Origin of the sequence: Pseudomonas sp. KCJK8993, assembly GCF_046230915.1 — a bacterium.
Classification (GTDB): Bacteria; Pseudomonadota; Gammaproteobacteria; order Pseudomonadales; family Pseudomonadaceae; genus Aquipseudomonas; species Aquipseudomonas piscis.
The window spans coordinates 1-16,117 of the sequence record NZ_JBJJLO010000044.1 but is presented as its reverse complement, the minus strand read 5'-3'; the positions used below and the strand labels follow the sequence as shown (position 1 = coordinate 16,117).

Genomic DNA, 16,117 nt, shown 5'->3' with positions numbered 1-16,117 from the left:
TCGGCCTGCTTCAGCTCGGCTAGCGAACCCTGCATCTTCTCAACAGGGTCCGGTGGATGCGCTGGACAGCCGGCTGCCGAGCGTCAGCAGTTGTTCGAAGGGATATTCACCCAGGCAGGCCTGGTCATATCCCAACCCATGGCAGAGCACCTGGGTTACAGCGCCACAGGGTCTCGTCGCAATAGTGCGCGATGAGCGCTGGTGTCTGCAGGCCGGCGATATCCTGGCGATGGTCGCAAAGAAAGATGATTCGCGCGAACGGCCTGGCGATCTGCGCATCGGTACGCCGAAAACGGTTGATCCATTCTTCGCCAGGCACCAGCCGACTAGGGGGCCCATCGACACCAGGACCATGGTGCTGGACCAGCCCAGGTCATTGTCATCAAGGGTTGGCAGAGCCACACCTACAACGTACTCCTCACTCGTTTGTCGCCATTACATCTGTCTGCCATTTCGCGCAGAGATCGCAACGGTGGTCGGCGAATCGGCAAGTGGTACGAACTTGCGCGTCGCGCCATCAAGCGCATCGATTCCCCCCGCTTCGATGTCGTAGACCCAGCCGTGCAAGTTCATGCGCCCCTGCTCGAGCGCCAGTGCCACGGATGGATGCGTACGCAGGTTCGCCAGTTGTGCGATCACGTTCTCACGCACTAGGCCATCGAGCTTCGCGCTGGGTGTGTCGAACTCATGGGCCGCGTTGATCGCTTTTGCGGCGTCCGCGTGGCGTAGCCAGTTGGCGACCGCCGGAAGATGATCCAGGCACGTGCAGCGTGAAATCGCACCCATGGCTCCGCAGTCCGAGTGGCCACAGATCACGATGTCCTGCACCCCAAGTACTGCAACTGCATATTCGACAGTGGCCGAAACGCCGCCCGGCTCGGGACCATAGGACGGCACGATGTTGCCGGCGTTGCGAATAACGAACAGTTCGCCCGGCTCACGCTGCGTGAGGAGCTCAGGTACGACACGACTGTCCGAGCAGGTGACGAACAACGCCTTGGGGTTCTGTGTCGTCGCGAGCTGCTTGAAAAGCTCGATGCGTTGCGGATAAACCTCGCGCTGAAAGCGCAGAAAGCCGTCGATGATGTCACGCATGGAGTCCTCCGAACCCAAATACCAGATGTTGGCGCAAAGCACTCGATAGGCCATCGCGCCGCAGTGCTCGTCATTATTGCAGACGTCGCGCGCTGGCTGTAGATAGGCATCGAGGCATAGCCATCGCGGAGGATACCTGTCTATCGTGACCGGCAGGCTTCTGCCTTGCCTGCATTTATACCGTTGAAGCTTGAGATCGCTGTGGCGATGTCAGCTGAGCAGGATATAGCCCGCATCGATATTTCTTCCGGGCAGCGAACAGTCACTGTGAACTGGCCGATCTCCGACCCGGACGGTTGCGCTCGCTTCATCCGCAGTCGCTCCCAATGATCCGCATCGACCCCATCTGGCTCGCCACCGAGCCCATGGATATGCGCGCTGGCATCGAAACAGCCCTTGTCCGTATGATCGATTCGGTGCAGCGAAGCCGCACTGCGCTTATCTGTTCGCCAACCGCCGCGCCAATCGGATGAAAGTACTGGTACATGACGGCATTGGTATCGGGTTGGTGGCGCGCCGCCTGAATGGACTCGACCCCTATGTTTATTTCAAGGACGTGGTGACGCGGCTTCCTACGCAGCGAGCATTTGAAATTGATCAGTTATTGCCGCATAAATGGACGCACATATGTCATTGCTCTTGAGAATTCTTGTAGAACGGTGGTTCGAATGACTTCATATTCATGTTTGCTCAAGCTGCCGTCAGTGCAGACTTACCAAGCACTACGGACGGGCTCCGGCCTTAGCGGCAAGACAGATGAAGCCTCTGTACGAGGTCTGCCCAATACCCTCTTCGCCGTTCAAATCCTATATGGGACTCTACCCGTGGGAATGGGGCGCGTGATCGGTGACGGAGGATGCTTCTTCCAAGTTGTGGATATAGCCGTCCTTCCCGCGCATCAAGGAAAAGGCTTAGGGAAACGAATCATGGCGGAAATCATGAAATACATCCAAGCCAACGTTCCTGAAAGTGGGTATGTCAGCCTTATCGCGGATGGCCAAGCACAAGACCTTTACGCACAGTTTGGTTTTATTCACACGGCACCACATTCTGTAGGTATGGCTTACAGTATCCCACCTAGGCCTACCGGTCACACATCTTGATGTTACGAACACAGGAGGTGGTACAGGCCGACGATTACAAAGCATCACTCCAGTTGCAGGTGCTCCTGGACGATACAGGCTATGAATGGTTTGGCGAAAGGGCTTAGGCGGCGGATGAAATCCTGGAAATAAGGGCGATCGCGTCCACTTAAAAATACGCGGACACCATCGCCCTTGAAGCTGGAGATTGGTAGGCGACTTGCCCGCACGGTTACGCTATATCAGATAATAACCACTTATATTCCAACCTTTATTACATCGGCGCTGTAGCGGATATCAAGTAGAGAAAAAGCGATCTTTCAAATGGCCAGCCGCCTCTCCATAGGCTGAAAGATCAGTCCGGCAAACTCACCCACCTCTCCTGACAATGTAAAACCGTATCGTTCGTAAGCGGCCACTGAAGACAGCGACGCTCTGACTGTTATCACATTGGCTCCGGCCTGCTCGAGAGCTGCACTCACCAAGCGCTTGCCAACACCACGGCGCTGCCAAAGGGGGGCAACGAACAGCATCGCCACATGACACCCTTCCTTTAACTCGATCAGCCCAACCAGAGTTCCCTCTGCGACACAAACCAGCATTAGGCTGTTACTTGCCATTCGTTCGGCAAACGCTTCCTGTGCGGCTACCTTTGCGAAGGTTTCCACGCCCTGCGCCGACAGCGAGGGTGCAACCGCCATCATGAAAGCCTCCAGGCATAGGGCATTAGCGCTCGGCAGGTCTTCGTGAGTCATCTTACGTATCTGCATATTCGTCGTCCGTGGCGTGAGTAGAGTGTTTCTATACTAGGGCACTTGACCTTGCGATACCTAGCAACGCCTCGGCGAACAGATACCGACATGCGCGACAGGTATCGTCCTGGCTCGCATCGAACCTCTCATGCCATGCGGTAAAGGTCGTGTAGCCCTGCTGAGCAGATACCTCTCGGTGTCAAGCACGCATCATATGGACTACCAGGCCCACTACGGCGCAGGCAACCAACACCTGGATCACACCTCGCTTAAAACGGAACAGGGCCACGGCAGCCGCAACCGCGATCAGCGCGCAAGGCCAGTCGAACACCCCGCTGAAACCCTTTGGCCAGAGCACGTGATAGCCGAAGAACATGGCAAGGTTGAGGATCACCCCTACCACGGCGGCCGTGATCCCTGTCAGCGGTGCGGTAAATTTAATCTCGTTGTGGGTCGACTCCACCAAAGGGCCACCGGCCAGGATGAAAAGGAAGGACGGCAGGAAGGTGAACCAGGTGACGAGGCTTGCCGCGACTGCGCCGGCAAGGAAGGGGTGTTCCGTACCCAACATCGGCTGCATGTAACCACCGACGAAACCGACGAAGGCTACCACCATGATCAGTGGTCCTGGCGTGGTTTCCCCCAGGGCGAGGCCATCGATCATCTGGGCTGGCGTTAGCCAGCCATAATGCCCGACAGCGCCCTGGTAGACATAGGGCAGCACGGCGTACGCTCCTCCAAAGGTCAACAGTGCAGCCTTGGTGAAGAACCAGCCCATTTGCGTCAGGGGGCCATTCCAGCCAAACGCAAGCGTCAGCAGCCCCATCGGCAAGGCCCAGAGCATTGCGCCGATCAGGACCAGGCGCAGCAAATGCGCTACTCGAAAACGCGCATGCTCAGGCGCTGGCGTGTCGTCGTCGATCAGGGCCGGACCATAGCTGCTCTTGGTCGCCCCATGACCGCCACCAATCATGAATTTACCGGGCACGAAACGCCCCCCCATATAGCCGACGATACCGGCAACCAGCACGATCAGCGGGAAAGGCACGTTGAGGGCGAAAATGGCTACGAACGACGCCGCGGCCATGGTCCATAGCCAGCCATTCTTCAGCGCACGCGAACCAATCCGGTGGGCAGCGTGTACGACAATGGCCGTAACCGCCGGCTTGATGCCATAGAAGATCCCCGCGACTACCGGCACCTCGCCAAAGGCGACGTAGATCCAGGACAAGCCAATCAGGATGAACAGCGAAGGCAACACGAACAGCACACCGGCAATCACGCCCCCCCAGGAGCGGTGCATGAGCCACCCGATGTAGGTGGCTAGCTGCTGAGCTTCAGGGCCCGGCAATAACATGCAGTAGTTCAGCGCGTGCAGGAATCGCTTCTCGCTGATCCAGCGTCGGCGCTCAACCAGCTCTTGATGCATGATCGAGATTTGCCCGGCGGGCCCGCCAAAGCTGATAAAGCCCAGCTTGAGCCAGAACAGAAACGCTTCAAACAAGCCAATCGGCTTCTGAGCAGCGAGTGGCTGTTCGCTTACTCCGGAGGGGGTCTCAACCATGTGGGGTTTCCTCGTGTGCGAAAGCCGTCAGCAAGCTGTCGAAGATGCCCCCGGCGACTATTGTCAGTTGATCGTCGTCGCCAATGCTTTCTCTCATGCCCGCTAAGACACGCTCGATGCCTGGCGCCTCGCAAGGCTGGCTTCCACCTACATCCAAGTAATGGACGACAGCGGCCAACCTGGAAAGGCCCGGCTGCTGAACGGCAAAGCTCTCGATAAGGGTTTCGAAGGACACTCGCTGGCCGACGTGGCTGAACCGGGCACCATCGAAATCGAAGCCGAGCGCATTGCTTGGGCAGTCGTTGGGGCTGTCCAGCCAAATGAATTGCGCATCGGCATCGATGAAGCGGCGAATCAGCCAGGCGCATGCCAACCGATCCACCCAGGGACGCTTTCGGGTCGCCCATCGGCGCCCCTGATAGTCGCTGCTCTCCAGCCGATCAATGGCCTCGTCGCATGCATGGGGCTCATCGTAAGACAGTGCACGGCTGATGGCCGCCTCAAACTCCTGAAGTGCCGAGTCGGTTTGGGCTTTGAGCAAGCCGGGAAAGAAATCGATGGCTGCCAACTGGTCGAAGGACTTTCTGAGCTTACGCACCTGCCGTGCTGCCTGCAGCGCGTTGTCTGACGATAGCTTGGCCCTGCGCCCTGCAATGTCCTCCATCAACTTGGTGTACTCATCGCTTCTGTCGAACAGCTCACTGAAGCGCTCTTCACTCTCAGACAAGGACAAGAGATACGCCGTGCCGTTGATAGCCAGCACATCGCGCTTCACCGTTTCAAGCATCTCGCGTCCAGCGCCTTGTTCCGGAAGCAAATACACGCCATCGCGCAGTACTGCGGCACCAGAGGCTTTCAGGGTCCTCCAGGCGCGCATCCGTTCAGTGGCATTAGCCGTCGGCAAGCCGAGAATCAGCAATGACCAACCAATCATGTAGAGAACTCAACATAAAATGTATCCTCTTCTACATTAGTTTGACTTTAGCCAAAAGCAAAAATGCTCATCAAGCCAACTGAATAGAACGCCGCATCGTCAAAGAATGCCTGACTGGATGACCTTAATCGCGCAAGTATTCCTTGACGTAGCGCACTGTCATTTCCAACGTTCGCGTCATGTCGGGATGAGCGAACTGATACTTCCTTTCAAGCTGCTTGCTAGCGCTCATGTCAAAGCGTTGCGTCTGAATGAAATCCAATGACTCAGCACTGATCCCGAATCGGGATGCCAGGCCGGGAATCATCAAAAGCCACCGAAGCAACCTCATTGCTACATAGCGGCGGGGCGCCTTGACTTGCAGCGTTGTTGCCATCTGCTCCAGCATCCCCTGTAGGTTCGGTGTGCCGTCATAGAGAGCCAGGACCTGCCGGTTGGCCATCGAAGGGTCGAACGCCACGCAGATAATCATTGTCACGAGGTAATCGACACTGACCAATGGCAGCCAGTGCCTAGCGGAACCGGGGACGGCCTTGAACCGGCCTTGGGCCAGATTGCGGATGAGTTCGGCCAGAGGCTGTCCCTCCAGGATGTGCCCGCTCTCGCTGTGGCCGCACACCGTGGCAGGATGAACGATCGTGTAGTCCGCATTCGCTTCCTGCATATAACGGATGACTGCGAAATGGGACTCGAGCTTGCTGCCTTCATAGCCACCGACACGGCTGTAGACTGCGGGCCAGTCGGTGTTTTCAGGGCACTCATGATCCACCCCGATATTGGCCAGATGACTAAGGTTTTGCAGCATGAAGCCGCCCACCATCAGCAATCGGATGCGCTGGCTCGCCGCAAGCCTGGCGACTCTCAGCGCCCCTTGTACGTTCACTGCACGCGCGGCGTCCATGGTCAGCCCCCAGGAGAATTGCGCAGCGAGGTGAAAAACCACAGAGACCGAAGCCAGGCATTGCGTGGCGGCCTCGCTCAGTCCAAGCCCCTCCCTGCTAATATCGCCTTCAACAGCGTGGACATAGGCAGGATCACCGCCCAAGCGACCCACCTGCTCTCTGAGACGGTTGATGTTTTCTGGGTTGCGCATAAGCACCCAGGTTTTGTGCCCCGCCGCAGTAAGATGGGCCAGCAAATGTTGCCCCACAAATCCACTGCCGCCTGTAACGAAGCATTCCGCACTCATGCCTGACTCCTTGTTTGAATGATCGGCGCAGGCTAAGGTATAGAGTCAACTCTATAGTCAAGGAATTTTTACTGTGAATATTGGAGAGCTGGAGCGTCGAAGTGGCATCGGCCGCCATGCATTGCGCTATTACGAACAGCTCGGGCTTATAACGGCCCATCGTCAGGCCAACAACTACCGCACCTACAGCGAGCAGACCGTTGGCGATCTGGCCTTCATTCAGAGCGCGCAGGATGTGGGCTTTTCACTCGCTGAGATTGGAGAAATCCTTGCGGCCAAGCGGGGTAATACGATCAATTGCGCCCAAGGTGCAGCCTTGGTCGCCAGCAAGATGGCCGAAATCCAAACGAAGATAACCACCCTGCAAGCCACGTATGTTTTCCTGGACGCAGAGCGTGCGAAGCTTGAAGCCAGCGCCATTGCCCTCGGGCAAATTGTTGCTCCGCCTCCGAGTCCATGAGACCGCCTTGTCGACCACGTGCTGCTAAAACCCGAATTTCTTGTAGGTCGTCACAGGCCTGGCCGGAAATCGAGCAGCCCGCGGGCCGATACTACCGCTGCCGCATGTCTGCTTTGGGTCCAGGCCGTGTGAAAACACCTGCGCTTGTCTAACCTTCTCTTCTGTTCGTCGAGATCGTGGCGGGAACGAAGCGGGTCATTACCGGCTTGCCAAACCTCGAGCTGCTGCGCCCTGTCCAAGCAACTGCAGCTCTTAAGACAGGAGTAGCGCCCTCAGTTGCTCGGGAACCTCAATAACTTCTCTGGTAACCGGCGAGACGCAAAGCTGCGTAAGACTAGAAGTAAATGCTATGACATCTGGCGCTACATGACCCTCGACTTGAAATGTGAACGAGTGGAACCCAACACTGGAAATACTTACTGTCATCGAAAGCTCATCATCCCAAGTGACCGGACGAAGAAACTCTAGCGAGAAAGCCCTTGCTGGAGGCAGTAGATTAAATCCCAGCAGGGTTCTTAATCCGGGACAGGAAAGCCACACTGTAAGTGCATCATGAACGGCCTCAACAACGAAGTACGAAAACCTAGGTGTACAGACTATCCCTCTGGATCACAGTCGCCGAACAACACCTTTCTCTTAATCATCACAGCGTTCGCCACAAGATCAACCCTCAATATTGAGTGACACAGATCGCAAGACCACATCGCAGCTCCTGCGTGTTGGGGTCGGACAATACCTCCCTCGCCGTTCAAAGCCAGCCGCAGCAGCGGCCCAGGACAAGTCATGCCTGAAATAAAAGAACGCCCGATCCCGCCCGGCGGGTCGATGATGCACGCCATCCATGGAAGACGGCGAAGATGGACGCGACTTTTGGGATTCACTGAGTGATCGTCGGTACCAAGCCGCCCCATCGAATGCACCGAGCAGGCCATGCACCTCATGAGCGAGCACCACGAAGTGCTTGGCCTTGGCAGCGACTATTTGGAAGATCACCATCGACAAGCCGCAGGACAGCCAGATCAACGATCTGTACCTGCTCAACCCTGCCGCCAAGGCGATCGTCGCCCAGTAGAACCGCCTGCCCCTCCAGCGTTGCCAGCCAACGCGCAAGAGTCAGCTTTGATCTGGTAGCTCGTACTCAAATTTGTATGAATGCCGCCCCTCGGTGATCGTAATGACCATGCGGCCCAAGTTTTGCCCTGGCAACGGGCAAAAGCCGACATCTGGGGGCGCGCGGACGAATTCGCTACAGGGAAACGCCCACCTCACCGTGCACTCGGCCCTCTACCAAGGCCTGGATCTCTGCGAAGACATCTGAACCTAGGCTCGCCGGGACGCCCCAATAATCAAAGATCCCGCCCTCATCTCGATTTTGGCCACACGTCACAAAAACGCCGGTTCCAAACTTCTGCTTCAGGTGCATTGCCAACCAGCCAACGAACCCGCTGTTGTCGGCGCCTTCCGGAAAATGGAACCGGAAGACAGTAAACAGCTCTTGCTCGAAGTCCGCACAAGGGACTAGCTGACTCCATACCTTGTCATCTCGTACAAGCGCCAGTGCATCTGGGTGTACGGCACCAGGAAACGATGACAAAGGAAACTCCAGAAACGCGTAAGTCCCGGGGAAGAACCGGACATGCGCTTCGGTAATTACATGCAACAGTCTGCGCTCCGTATCCCGTGCCGCTTCATGGGAAATGTTCACCATTTTCATACTCTCCGTTTCGTAAAGCGTGCAGCGCTTCTTTTTATTGACCCATGAAATGCTAAGCATGAAGATCTTAAAGATAAATGTTCAATATCAAATAACATTGACAACCAAAGGTTGTAGATATGGATAAGTTGAAAAGCATGGCGGCGTTCGTAGCGGCAGCTGAGTCAGACTCCTTCTCGGCAGCGGCTGCCGTATTAGGCGTGACTCCACAGCTGATTGCCAAGCAGGTCGGCAATCTGGAATCTCAGCTAGGGCTCAAACTGATCACCCGAACCACTCGCCGCCAAAGCTTGACCGCCGTGGGCAGGGAATATTACTCGCGCTGCAAGGCTATCCTGAGTGACGTTGAAGACGCCGATGAACTGGCGTTGTCAGCAAACTCGACTCCGCGCGGAAAAATCAGGATCAGCGCGCCTTATAATTATGGTTCTCATCGACTCATCCCTTTCCTGACCCAATACCTGACGCGTTACCCGGAAACGGAAATCGAGTTGGAGTTGACGGACAGGTTCGTGAATATCGTAGAAGAGGGATTCGAAATCGTGTTTCGGCTAGGCAAACCCCAGCTGGCCGACAGCGCGGCATTGGTTCAACGCGGCTTGAGGCCTTTCAGGATGTTCGCTTGCGCATCCCCCGCTTATCTGGCGCGCAAAGGGATCCCGCTCCATCCCGAACAACTCGTGGATCATGATTGCCTGGGCTATCTCTTCTCCGATCGAATGACGGATAAACTCTGGCGATTCACCAAAAACAAGCAGACGTTCACGGTCCCCATTGCCAGTCGACTGAAAGTCAATAACACCCAGGCCAAGGTGAACGCCGCATTATCAGATTTCGGCATCACGCTCTGCGTCGAGGATGTACTGATGCCCTACGTGCAACGGGGTGAACTGGTCGTGCTCTTCGAGGAATTCGAAGGACCCACGTATCCCGTCAATCTGATCTATTCCTTCGACCGTCGTCCCTCCGCAAAGCTCAGGCACTTCATAGACGAAGTCGTTGTTGCATTGGGTTCGCCGCAGGCCTGACAGAGCAAGGGCTGGTTGCGTGCAGCTTGAATGCAGGAGTGCTGGGTAGTGAGGGCGAAATCATCTGATCGTCTCTGGGTCATGGCCGTCCAGCCTGATGCCGATGGGACTGGCAGTCATCCGTTACAGGATGTCCACTGTGGGCCCAGGCTGGGTGAAAACGCCCTGAATAGGTCGAAAACTGAAAGTCGCGAGAATGGCCTTGGGAATAAACGGGCGGCCGCATGAATTACCTTAGTCAGCTACATGTACGGACGATCAAACGGTGGATCATGCCCTGATCGCTTCAAGCAGTCCTGCGCTGGCGAAGACGCTCATCATTCGCTTGAAGTTGTAGGCGAGCGCATGAAGGCTCATCTCGGCACTTACGATCTCGACGATCAGAAGGTGGGACAATCGCAAGCGTTTTCACACAGCCTGGACCCAAATCCGTCATTCGAACTGAACCCTTGGGTACCTTCGATTACTTCGTAATCGTGAAACGATACGCCTGTTCTTGCAGGTACGTTTTGATTAGCGCGGCCAATTGCCGGGCAGCGGGTGACCGCATGCTGCCACCCGCATGATTGGCAACATACGGCCAGAAGCGGCCTGTCGATAGCAGATGATCAGAACACCCTCTTCACCATCCCAGGCTTGCAGACGGCGTACACCTGAACGGCCTTCGGTTTTTCATGAGGGCTGCGTTTCACGCACGAACTCGATCAGCGCCTGTAGCGCTGGTGGTACGTGACGCCGGCTGGAGTAATAGATAAAAAACCTGCTTGGCAGGGCTTTCCAGTCTTCAAGAATTTCCTCCAGTTGCCCTTGAGCCAGGTAGTCCCTGGCCATCTCCTCATACACGTACGCGATCCCGGCACCGTCCTTCGCGGCTTGGATCATCAAGGTGTCATCTTCCAGTATCAACGGTCCTGCCACGGCCAGGCGCATGGGCTGGCCCTCGGCAAGATACTCCCACTTGTACAGTTTGCCGCTTGGGAAACGCCTGCCGATGCAGGCGTGCTCAAGCAGCCTCTGTGGCGTGCCCGGTGTGCCGTGCTTCCTGAGGTAAGCGGGAGCAGCCACGGTGACAAATCCCTGCGGTGAGCCCACCGGGACGGCGATCATGTCCCCGGCAAGGCTCTCGCCGAAGCGCACGCCGGCATCGAAACCTTTGTCGATGATGTCGCTCAAGCCATCGTCAGTCACCAGCTCCACGTTGATACGTGGGTAGGCGGCAATGAATGGCGCCAGCAATGGCGCAATGACGAGACGGGCTGCGGGTCGCGATACGTTCAGTCGCAGCGTACCGGTGGGAACTTCCTGTTTGAAAGTCAGCTCATGCAGCCCTTTGGCGACCTCCGCCAACGCTGGAACCAGCGTGGCGAGCAGTTGATGACCCGCTTCAGTGGGCGTCACGCTGCGCGTGGTACGGTTGAGCAACCTGACCCCCAGCCTGCCCTCCAGGGCACGCATGGCGTGGCTCAGTGCCGATGCAGATACGCCTCGCTCATCGGCTGCTTTGCGAAAGCTGTGATGGCGAGCCACTGCAGCGAAGGCGTCGAGTTCGGAAAGATCGCATGGGGCTTTCATGAATAGGATTCAGTAGTTCAAACACGATTGGCTATCTTATCGTCAGCAACCCCCTGAGGGACACTTTGCGCATCAATCGACGTGAGGTGTTTATGCAAAAGAATCGACTGGGTACATCCGAGTTGTTGATTTCGCCCATTGGCATGGGCACTTGGGCCATTGCGGGGCAAGGGTGGGAGTTCAGCTGGGGGGCACAAGATGACCGCGATAGCTTGGCGGCACTGGAGTACGCGGTAGAGCGCGGCGTCAACTGGATCGACACGGCGGCGGTCTATGGGCTCGGCCATGCTGAGCGGTTGACGGGACAATTGCTGCGTCAGGTGCCGGCTTCGCGTCGCCCATTGGTATTCACCAAAGGCAGTCTGGTGTGGGATCCCGAGACCCGTGAGATTTCTCATTCGCTCGCCCCCCAGTCACTGATGAAAGAGATCGAGGACAGCCTGCGTCGCTTGCAGGTCGATGTCATCGATCTCTATCAGATTCACTGGCCAGCGTTCCCGGCAGAGGGGACCTGCGAAGGCATCGAGGAGGCTTTGGCGACTTTGGCCCACGCCAAGGCGCAGGGCAAGATAAGGGCAATTGGTGTGTCGAACTTCGATGTTCCCCAGCTTGAGCGAGCCCGCTCGGTCACCGATATCGCCTCCCTTCAACCGCCGTATTCAGTTTTGATGCGTGATATCGAGGACCATATTCTGCCTTACTGCGCAACGGCGCAGGTCGGCGTGATTGCCTACTCGACTTTACAATCAGGCCTACTGACGGGAAGCATGACCCGCGAGCGGATTGCACAACTGCCCGACGACGACTGGCGAAAATCGCGCAGCGCCGACTTCCAGGAACCTCGCCTCAGCAAGAATCTCGCCTTGGTAGAAGTGATGGCAAACATTGGTGCCAGGCATGGGGTCACTGCGGCGGCCATCGCCATTGCTTGGGTGCTGCGTGATGCGGCTGTCTCCGGCGCGATAGTAGGCGCACGCCGGCCCGAACAGGTGAATGGGTTGATCGACGCCATCAGCGTTCGTCTTGGCCAGGCTGAAATAGAAGAAATAAGCCACTATTTACCTGAAGGCATGGGTACGAACGTACCTAGCAGTGTGGCCTGAGTGGACTTGCCCCTATCAAACCGGACACCGGCACCCCGTTAAGTTGATACCTCAGCCAGGCGCCTGGCCGGCCCTGGCTCATGCTGTCGACGCAACAGGCCCAAGCCCCGGCGATAGCCATATGCGCCGACAGCCTGCTTGTTCTGCTCGACCAGGGCCGCATCGAGCGTCCGGCGACGACGCGGCTGCGCCCTCGCAGTGGGCTGTTGGAGCCGAGCCGTCAATGGCGAGCGCGCCACACCGAGACGCTCAATGACTGCTTTCACTGGTCGTCCCCGGCAACAAGGGTGAGTGCGCAATCCATTTTCGTGACCGGGCGATCTCCACCGCTTCCTTGAGGATCTCGGCCTCCATGGTCTTCTTGCCCAGTATCCGTTGCAGTTCACGCATCTGCTTGACGGCTTGCGCCACTGGAACAACTGGTTGGCATTGATGCCGTTGCGCCGAGCGACACGCTTTGCCCTGGCTCAAGGCTCTCGCGAACCATGGCCAGCTTTTGCTCTGGGCTCCAGCGGCGTCGCCGCTACTGGCCCAAAAGCTCCCCACTCTTATCGTTGCTGTTAGTCATAAACATAACCGTTTGCCTATCCCTTCTCGTAAGGGGGAAACGGTGTCCTGTCTTTCATGGTGCTCGTTCAACAATCACGTAAATAAAAACGGGATAGCTATTGCCCATAACGCGGATAGAGCATCCCGCGGCCTCAGCGCACCATCGTGTTTAGTCGGCCCAAGACGTCAAGAGAACAACGAGCCGACTTCCATCACCACTTCCTACTGTCCTCAAAAATATCGGTTTTTTCATTTGAAAAAGTCCGAACACAATTACATCAGTCTGGAGCGCATAAGGTGAAATACCTTCAAAACTTTGGAGACAAATATGTAAAAAACCGTGGTCACCTGATCGTTAGCCTCATCGTCGGATGCTCCATTCATATCAAAGCTCATGCCGTTGACCTTCCCGTGGTCAACCTGGGTTCGACGACGTTCTATGATGGCGCTGAGGTACCCGGTGGCAAAGGCTGGAGCGCATCGTTGTTCTACCAGAACTACCGCGGCAGAAAGATCACCGACAACAAAGGGCATGAAATCGGCTTGCCGAAGTCGAGCACCAACATAGACAGTGTGCTGATGCAGCTGATTTATCAGGGAAGTGGTGGCCCCCACGATTCCGATTGGGGGTTTTCAGCGGTTCTGCCAGTGGTCACCAAGAACCTTGTCGACGATGGCTTGAACAATACCGTGCTCGACGGTTCAGAAGGTCTGGCTGACCTCAACATTGGCTTTTACTTGCAGTTCAAACCAATCATGGGCGACGAGGGCCCTCGCTTTGTCCATCGCCTGGAGGCAGATGTAATCGCTCCCGTGGGCGACTACAACAAACATACTGCGATCAACCCAGGGGCAAACTTCTGGTCATTTAATCCATATTGGGCTGCGACGTTTTGGGCTAGTTCCAAAACCACAATTTCGTGGCGCCTGCACTACCTGTGGAACGCTAAAAACGATGCTCCCTCACCAGAGACCTATGGCGATGGGGTCGATGATGTACAGGCCGGGCAAGCGGTGCATCTGAATTTCAACACCCTTTACGCATTCACCCCGAAATTTTCGGCAGGTGTGAACGGGTACTGGCTCAACCAGTTCACCGATACAAAAGTCGACGGTGATTCAGTATCTGGACGACGCGAAAAAGTTTTCGCCATCGGCCCCGGCGCTATGTTTGCGTTCTCTCGCCAAGACGTAGTGATTGCCAACCTTTACTTCGAATCCGAAGCTCGCAACCGCCCCGAAGGCAACCGCTTTGTCATGCGATGGGTACACAAACTATGAACCTGTCCCAATCAATTCCTGTGTCTGTTAATGGAGTATCTGGCATGAAAATGTCGTCGCTCAACATCATTCAGCGCACCACGCTAAAACAATGGAAAACCATTAGCCTTCTGATGGGGGTCATTGCCCAGTTATTTCTGGCGGGCGACTGGTATGGGTTCGCAGCAGTCATTCCCTTTGTCACAGAAACGTTGCATTTGTCGCCACTGCAAATCGGTATCGTACAAGGCTCGTTCTCCATCACCTACGCATTGGGTATGGTTTTTTGGGCCGCATGGGGAAGTCGAATTTCGACACGTGCACTGTACTGTTATGGCCTGCTGGGCGTTGGCGTGTTCATGTTATTGCAGTCGCAAGTCACGTCGTATGAAGCGATGGTAGCCGCACGTTTGATGGTGGGTTTTTTCGATGCCGCGGTGTGGATCGCAGCAGCAAAATTGGTTGTTACATGGTTCCCTCCAGCTCAACGCGGGAGAGCATTGAGCGCGTTGCTGGCAGCTTTTAGCCTGGCGATCACCGTAGATTTTGCGATCGGGATTCCTCTTGCCGAAGCCGTTGGCTGGCGCGGTTTTTTCGTCGTTCTGGCGATTGGCACTCTGTTTGTCGCATTTTTGGGCTGGGTACTGGTCAAGAGCGAGCGCCGCTGTGTGGGGTTACCCGACTTTGCCTGGGACGACGAGCCCCCCGCCAATCAAGCGGCCGCAAAAGTTAGCCTTATTTTCACGTCACGCTGGTTCTACATTGCGTCGCTCGCGATCTTTGGAGACATGTTTGCTATCTCCGCAACCGCTACCTGGGTGGTTCCAGCCTTTATCGAGACCCAAGGCATGACAACTGCATCAGCGGCCACCATAGGCACCCTGATGGGCGTGTCGCAAATCATCATGTTGCTGTTAGGCGGCTACTGCAGCGACCTGTTCCGACGCCGCGTGCTGATTCTCAAGATCGGCGCCTTGTTGTCTCTGCTCTCGGCACTTTCGTTTCTGATGACCCTCAAGCTGGGTTTACCCTACGGTGGATTGATCACCGTCGCGGTCATGAGTGGTGTGGCGGTGTTCAGCGGTGGCGCTATTTTCGCCTTATTGAGTGAGAAGTATGGAGACCAGCTCAGTGGTCATGCTATTGGCTATGCTGAGATGGTTGGCATTTCCTCAACCTTAATCGCGCCGGCCTTAATGGGAGCGATCATTGAAGCCAGCGGTTCATTCGTCGCTGCATTTAGCGCGTTTGCCGGTGTACAGACGGTCATTTTCCTTATCCTGCTGTGTATGCGCAAAGAGTTCCAGGAGGAAAAGAACGGAGTTGTAGGTTTGACGCGAGGTTGAAGGGTTAGAAAGCGAGGCTATCGAACAAGGCGCTCAAGGGTTAGCTCAGAAAATTGCCGGAGTTCAGCTCCGCGATATCCGCCCGAAGGCAGCATCTGAAGTTCTCGATTTGGATGACGCAAGCAGGCTTCTTGGGCACTCGAAAACAGAAACCACAAAGAAGATTTATGTGCGCGTCGGAGCCATCGCCCACCCTACCAAACAGTAAAGTTTTAGTACGCCTGCGCTTTCCTGTAGGCAATAAAAAACCCCGTAGACGTTAATCCACGGGGTTTCCAAGGGTGGAGGCCGAGATCGGAATCGAGCCGGCGTAGGCGGGTTTGCAATCCAGATAAAATTCTATTATTTTCAGTTACTTAGTTATAAATCCGTTCCGCAAGGGCCATCTCCTAGAAAGGCTGTAATCCACGGTCTACGCGGGTCGTGAATTTGATTGCGGAACTGATTTGCGCCCCCCCCCAAGAGGTTC

General features: G+C 56.0%; 13 protein-coding genes and 4 pseudogenes. 8 read left to right on the top strand and 9 right to left on the bottom strand.

What is annotated here, in order from left to right; translation table 11 throughout:
* Nucleotides 1–435: 435 nt before the first annotated feature.
* Nucleotides 436–1,095, bottom strand: coding sequence for a carbonic anhydrase (locus tag ACK6AU_RS15865; RefSeq protein ID WP_185699443.1), 660 nt, complete (start codon nucleotides 1,093–1,095; stop codon nucleotides 436–438).
* 346 nt (nucleotides 1,096–1,441) lie between these two features.
* On the opposite strand from ACK6AU_RS15865, the pseudogene ACK6AU_RS15860 reads away from it, so the two are divergent.
* From ACK6AU_RS15860 to ACK6AU_RS15850, 3 genes and pseudogenes are all read left to right on the top strand, one after another.
* Nucleotides 1,442–1,609: pseudogene (locus ACK6AU_RS15860) on the top strand (hypothetical protein); the annotation flags it as partial.
* 3 nt (nucleotides 1,610–1,612) lie between these two features.
* A pseudogene (locus ACK6AU_RS15855) lies at nucleotides 1,613–1,738 on the top strand (transposase domain-containing protein); the annotation flags it as partial.
* A gap of 25 nt (nucleotides 1,739–1,763) precedes the next feature.
* On the top strand, nucleotides 1,764–2,198 hold the full coding sequence (locus ACK6AU_RS15850) for a GNAT family N-acetyltransferase (protein WP_409299958.1): 435 nt from the start codon (nucleotides 1,764–1,766) through the stop codon (nucleotides 2,196–2,198).
* Between the two features lie 299 nt (nucleotides 2,199–2,497).
* Here ACK6AU_RS15850 and ACK6AU_RS15845 read toward each other — a convergent pair whose 3' ends face one another.
* The 4 genes from ACK6AU_RS15845 to ACK6AU_RS15830 form a co-directional block, all read right to left on the bottom strand.
* On the bottom strand, nucleotides 2,498–2,947 hold the full coding sequence (locus ACK6AU_RS15845; protein WP_409299956.1) for a GNAT family N-acetyltransferase: 450 nt from the start codon (nucleotides 2,945–2,947) through the stop codon (nucleotides 2,498–2,500).
* A gap of 181 nt (nucleotides 2,948–3,128) precedes the next feature.
* On the bottom strand, nucleotides 3,129–4,493 hold the full coding sequence (gene chrA, locus ACK6AU_RS15840; RefSeq protein ID WP_409299954.1) for a chromate efflux transporter: 1,365 nt from the start codon (nucleotides 4,491–4,493) through the stop codon (nucleotides 3,129–3,131).
* Entirely contained in the window at nucleotides 4,486–5,427 is a 942-nt protein-coding gene (locus tag ACK6AU_RS15835; RefSeq protein WP_409299952.1) for a chromate resistance protein ChrB domain-containing protein, read from the bottom strand. The genes chrA and ACK6AU_RS15835 overlap by 8 nt, the downstream gene beginning before the upstream one ends.
* Before the next feature lie 124 nt (nucleotides 5,428–5,551).
* Nucleotides 5,552–6,616 (bottom strand): SDR family oxidoreductase, encoded by a 1,065-nt coding sequence (locus tag ACK6AU_RS15830; protein WP_185699449.1) that lies wholly within the window; start codon nucleotides 6,614–6,616, stop codon nucleotides 5,552–5,554.
* Between the two features lie 73 nt (nucleotides 6,617–6,689).
* On the opposite strand from ACK6AU_RS15830, the gene ACK6AU_RS15825 reads away from it, so the two are divergent.
* Nucleotides 6,690–7,076 (top strand): MerR family transcriptional regulator, encoded by a 387-nt coding sequence (locus ACK6AU_RS15825; RefSeq protein WP_185699450.1) that lies wholly within the window; start codon nucleotides 6,690–6,692, stop codon nucleotides 7,074–7,076.
* Nucleotides 7,077–7,328: 252 nt separating this feature from the next.
* Here ACK6AU_RS15825 and ACK6AU_RS15820 read toward each other — a convergent pair.
* A pseudogene (locus ACK6AU_RS15820) lies at nucleotides 7,329–7,780 on the bottom strand (acyl-CoA thioesterase).
* A gap of 542 nt (nucleotides 7,781–8,322) precedes the next feature.
* Nucleotides 8,323–8,850: a DUF6196 family protein gene (locus ACK6AU_RS15815; protein ID WP_260497991.1), complete on the bottom strand. Its 528-nt coding sequence runs from the start codon at nucleotides 8,848–8,850 to the stop codon at nucleotides 8,323–8,325.
* Nucleotides 8,851–8,909: 59 nt separating this feature from the next.
* Here ACK6AU_RS15815 and ACK6AU_RS15810 point away from each other — a divergent pair, with 59 nt between their 5' ends.
* Nucleotides 8,910–9,818: a LysR substrate-binding domain-containing protein gene (locus ACK6AU_RS15810; protein ID WP_409299949.1), complete on the top strand. Its 909-nt coding sequence runs from the start codon at nucleotides 8,910–8,912 to the stop codon at nucleotides 9,816–9,818.
* Between the two features lie 672 nt (nucleotides 9,819–10,490).
* Here the strand turns inward: ACK6AU_RS15810 and ACK6AU_RS15805 are convergent.
* Nucleotides 10,491–11,390, bottom strand: a complete 900-nt coding sequence (locus ACK6AU_RS15805; protein ID WP_185699452.1) for a LysR family transcriptional regulator — start codon at nucleotides 11,388–11,390, stop codon at nucleotides 10,491–10,493.
* A 92-nt stretch (nucleotides 11,391–11,482) separates the two neighbouring features.
* Between ACK6AU_RS15805 and ACK6AU_RS15800 the strand changes: the two genes are divergently transcribed.
* A complete protein-coding gene (locus ACK6AU_RS15800; protein ID WP_185699453.1) occupies nucleotides 11,483–12,493 on the top strand; it encodes an aldo/keto reductase in 1,011 nt (336 codons plus the stop codon).
* 83 nt (nucleotides 12,494–12,576) lie between these two features.
* Here ACK6AU_RS15800 and ACK6AU_RS15795 read toward each other — a convergent pair.
* Nucleotides 12,577–12,980 (bottom strand): annotated as a pseudogene (locus ACK6AU_RS15795) (IS3 family transposase); the annotation flags it as partial.
* 413 nt (nucleotides 12,981–13,393) lie between these two features.
* On the opposite strand from ACK6AU_RS15795, the gene ACK6AU_RS15790 reads away from it, so the two are divergent.
* Nucleotides 13,394–14,323: a transporter gene (locus ACK6AU_RS15790; protein ID WP_409299999.1), complete on the top strand. Its 930-nt coding sequence runs from the start codon at nucleotides 13,394–13,396 to the stop codon at nucleotides 14,321–14,323.
* Between the two features lie 44 nt (nucleotides 14,324–14,367).
* On the top strand, nucleotides 14,368–15,648 hold the full coding sequence (locus ACK6AU_RS15785) for an MFS transporter (protein WP_409299946.1): 1,281 nt from the start codon (nucleotides 14,368–14,370) through the stop codon (nucleotides 15,646–15,648).
* Nucleotides 15,649–16,117: the final 469 nt, after the last annotated feature.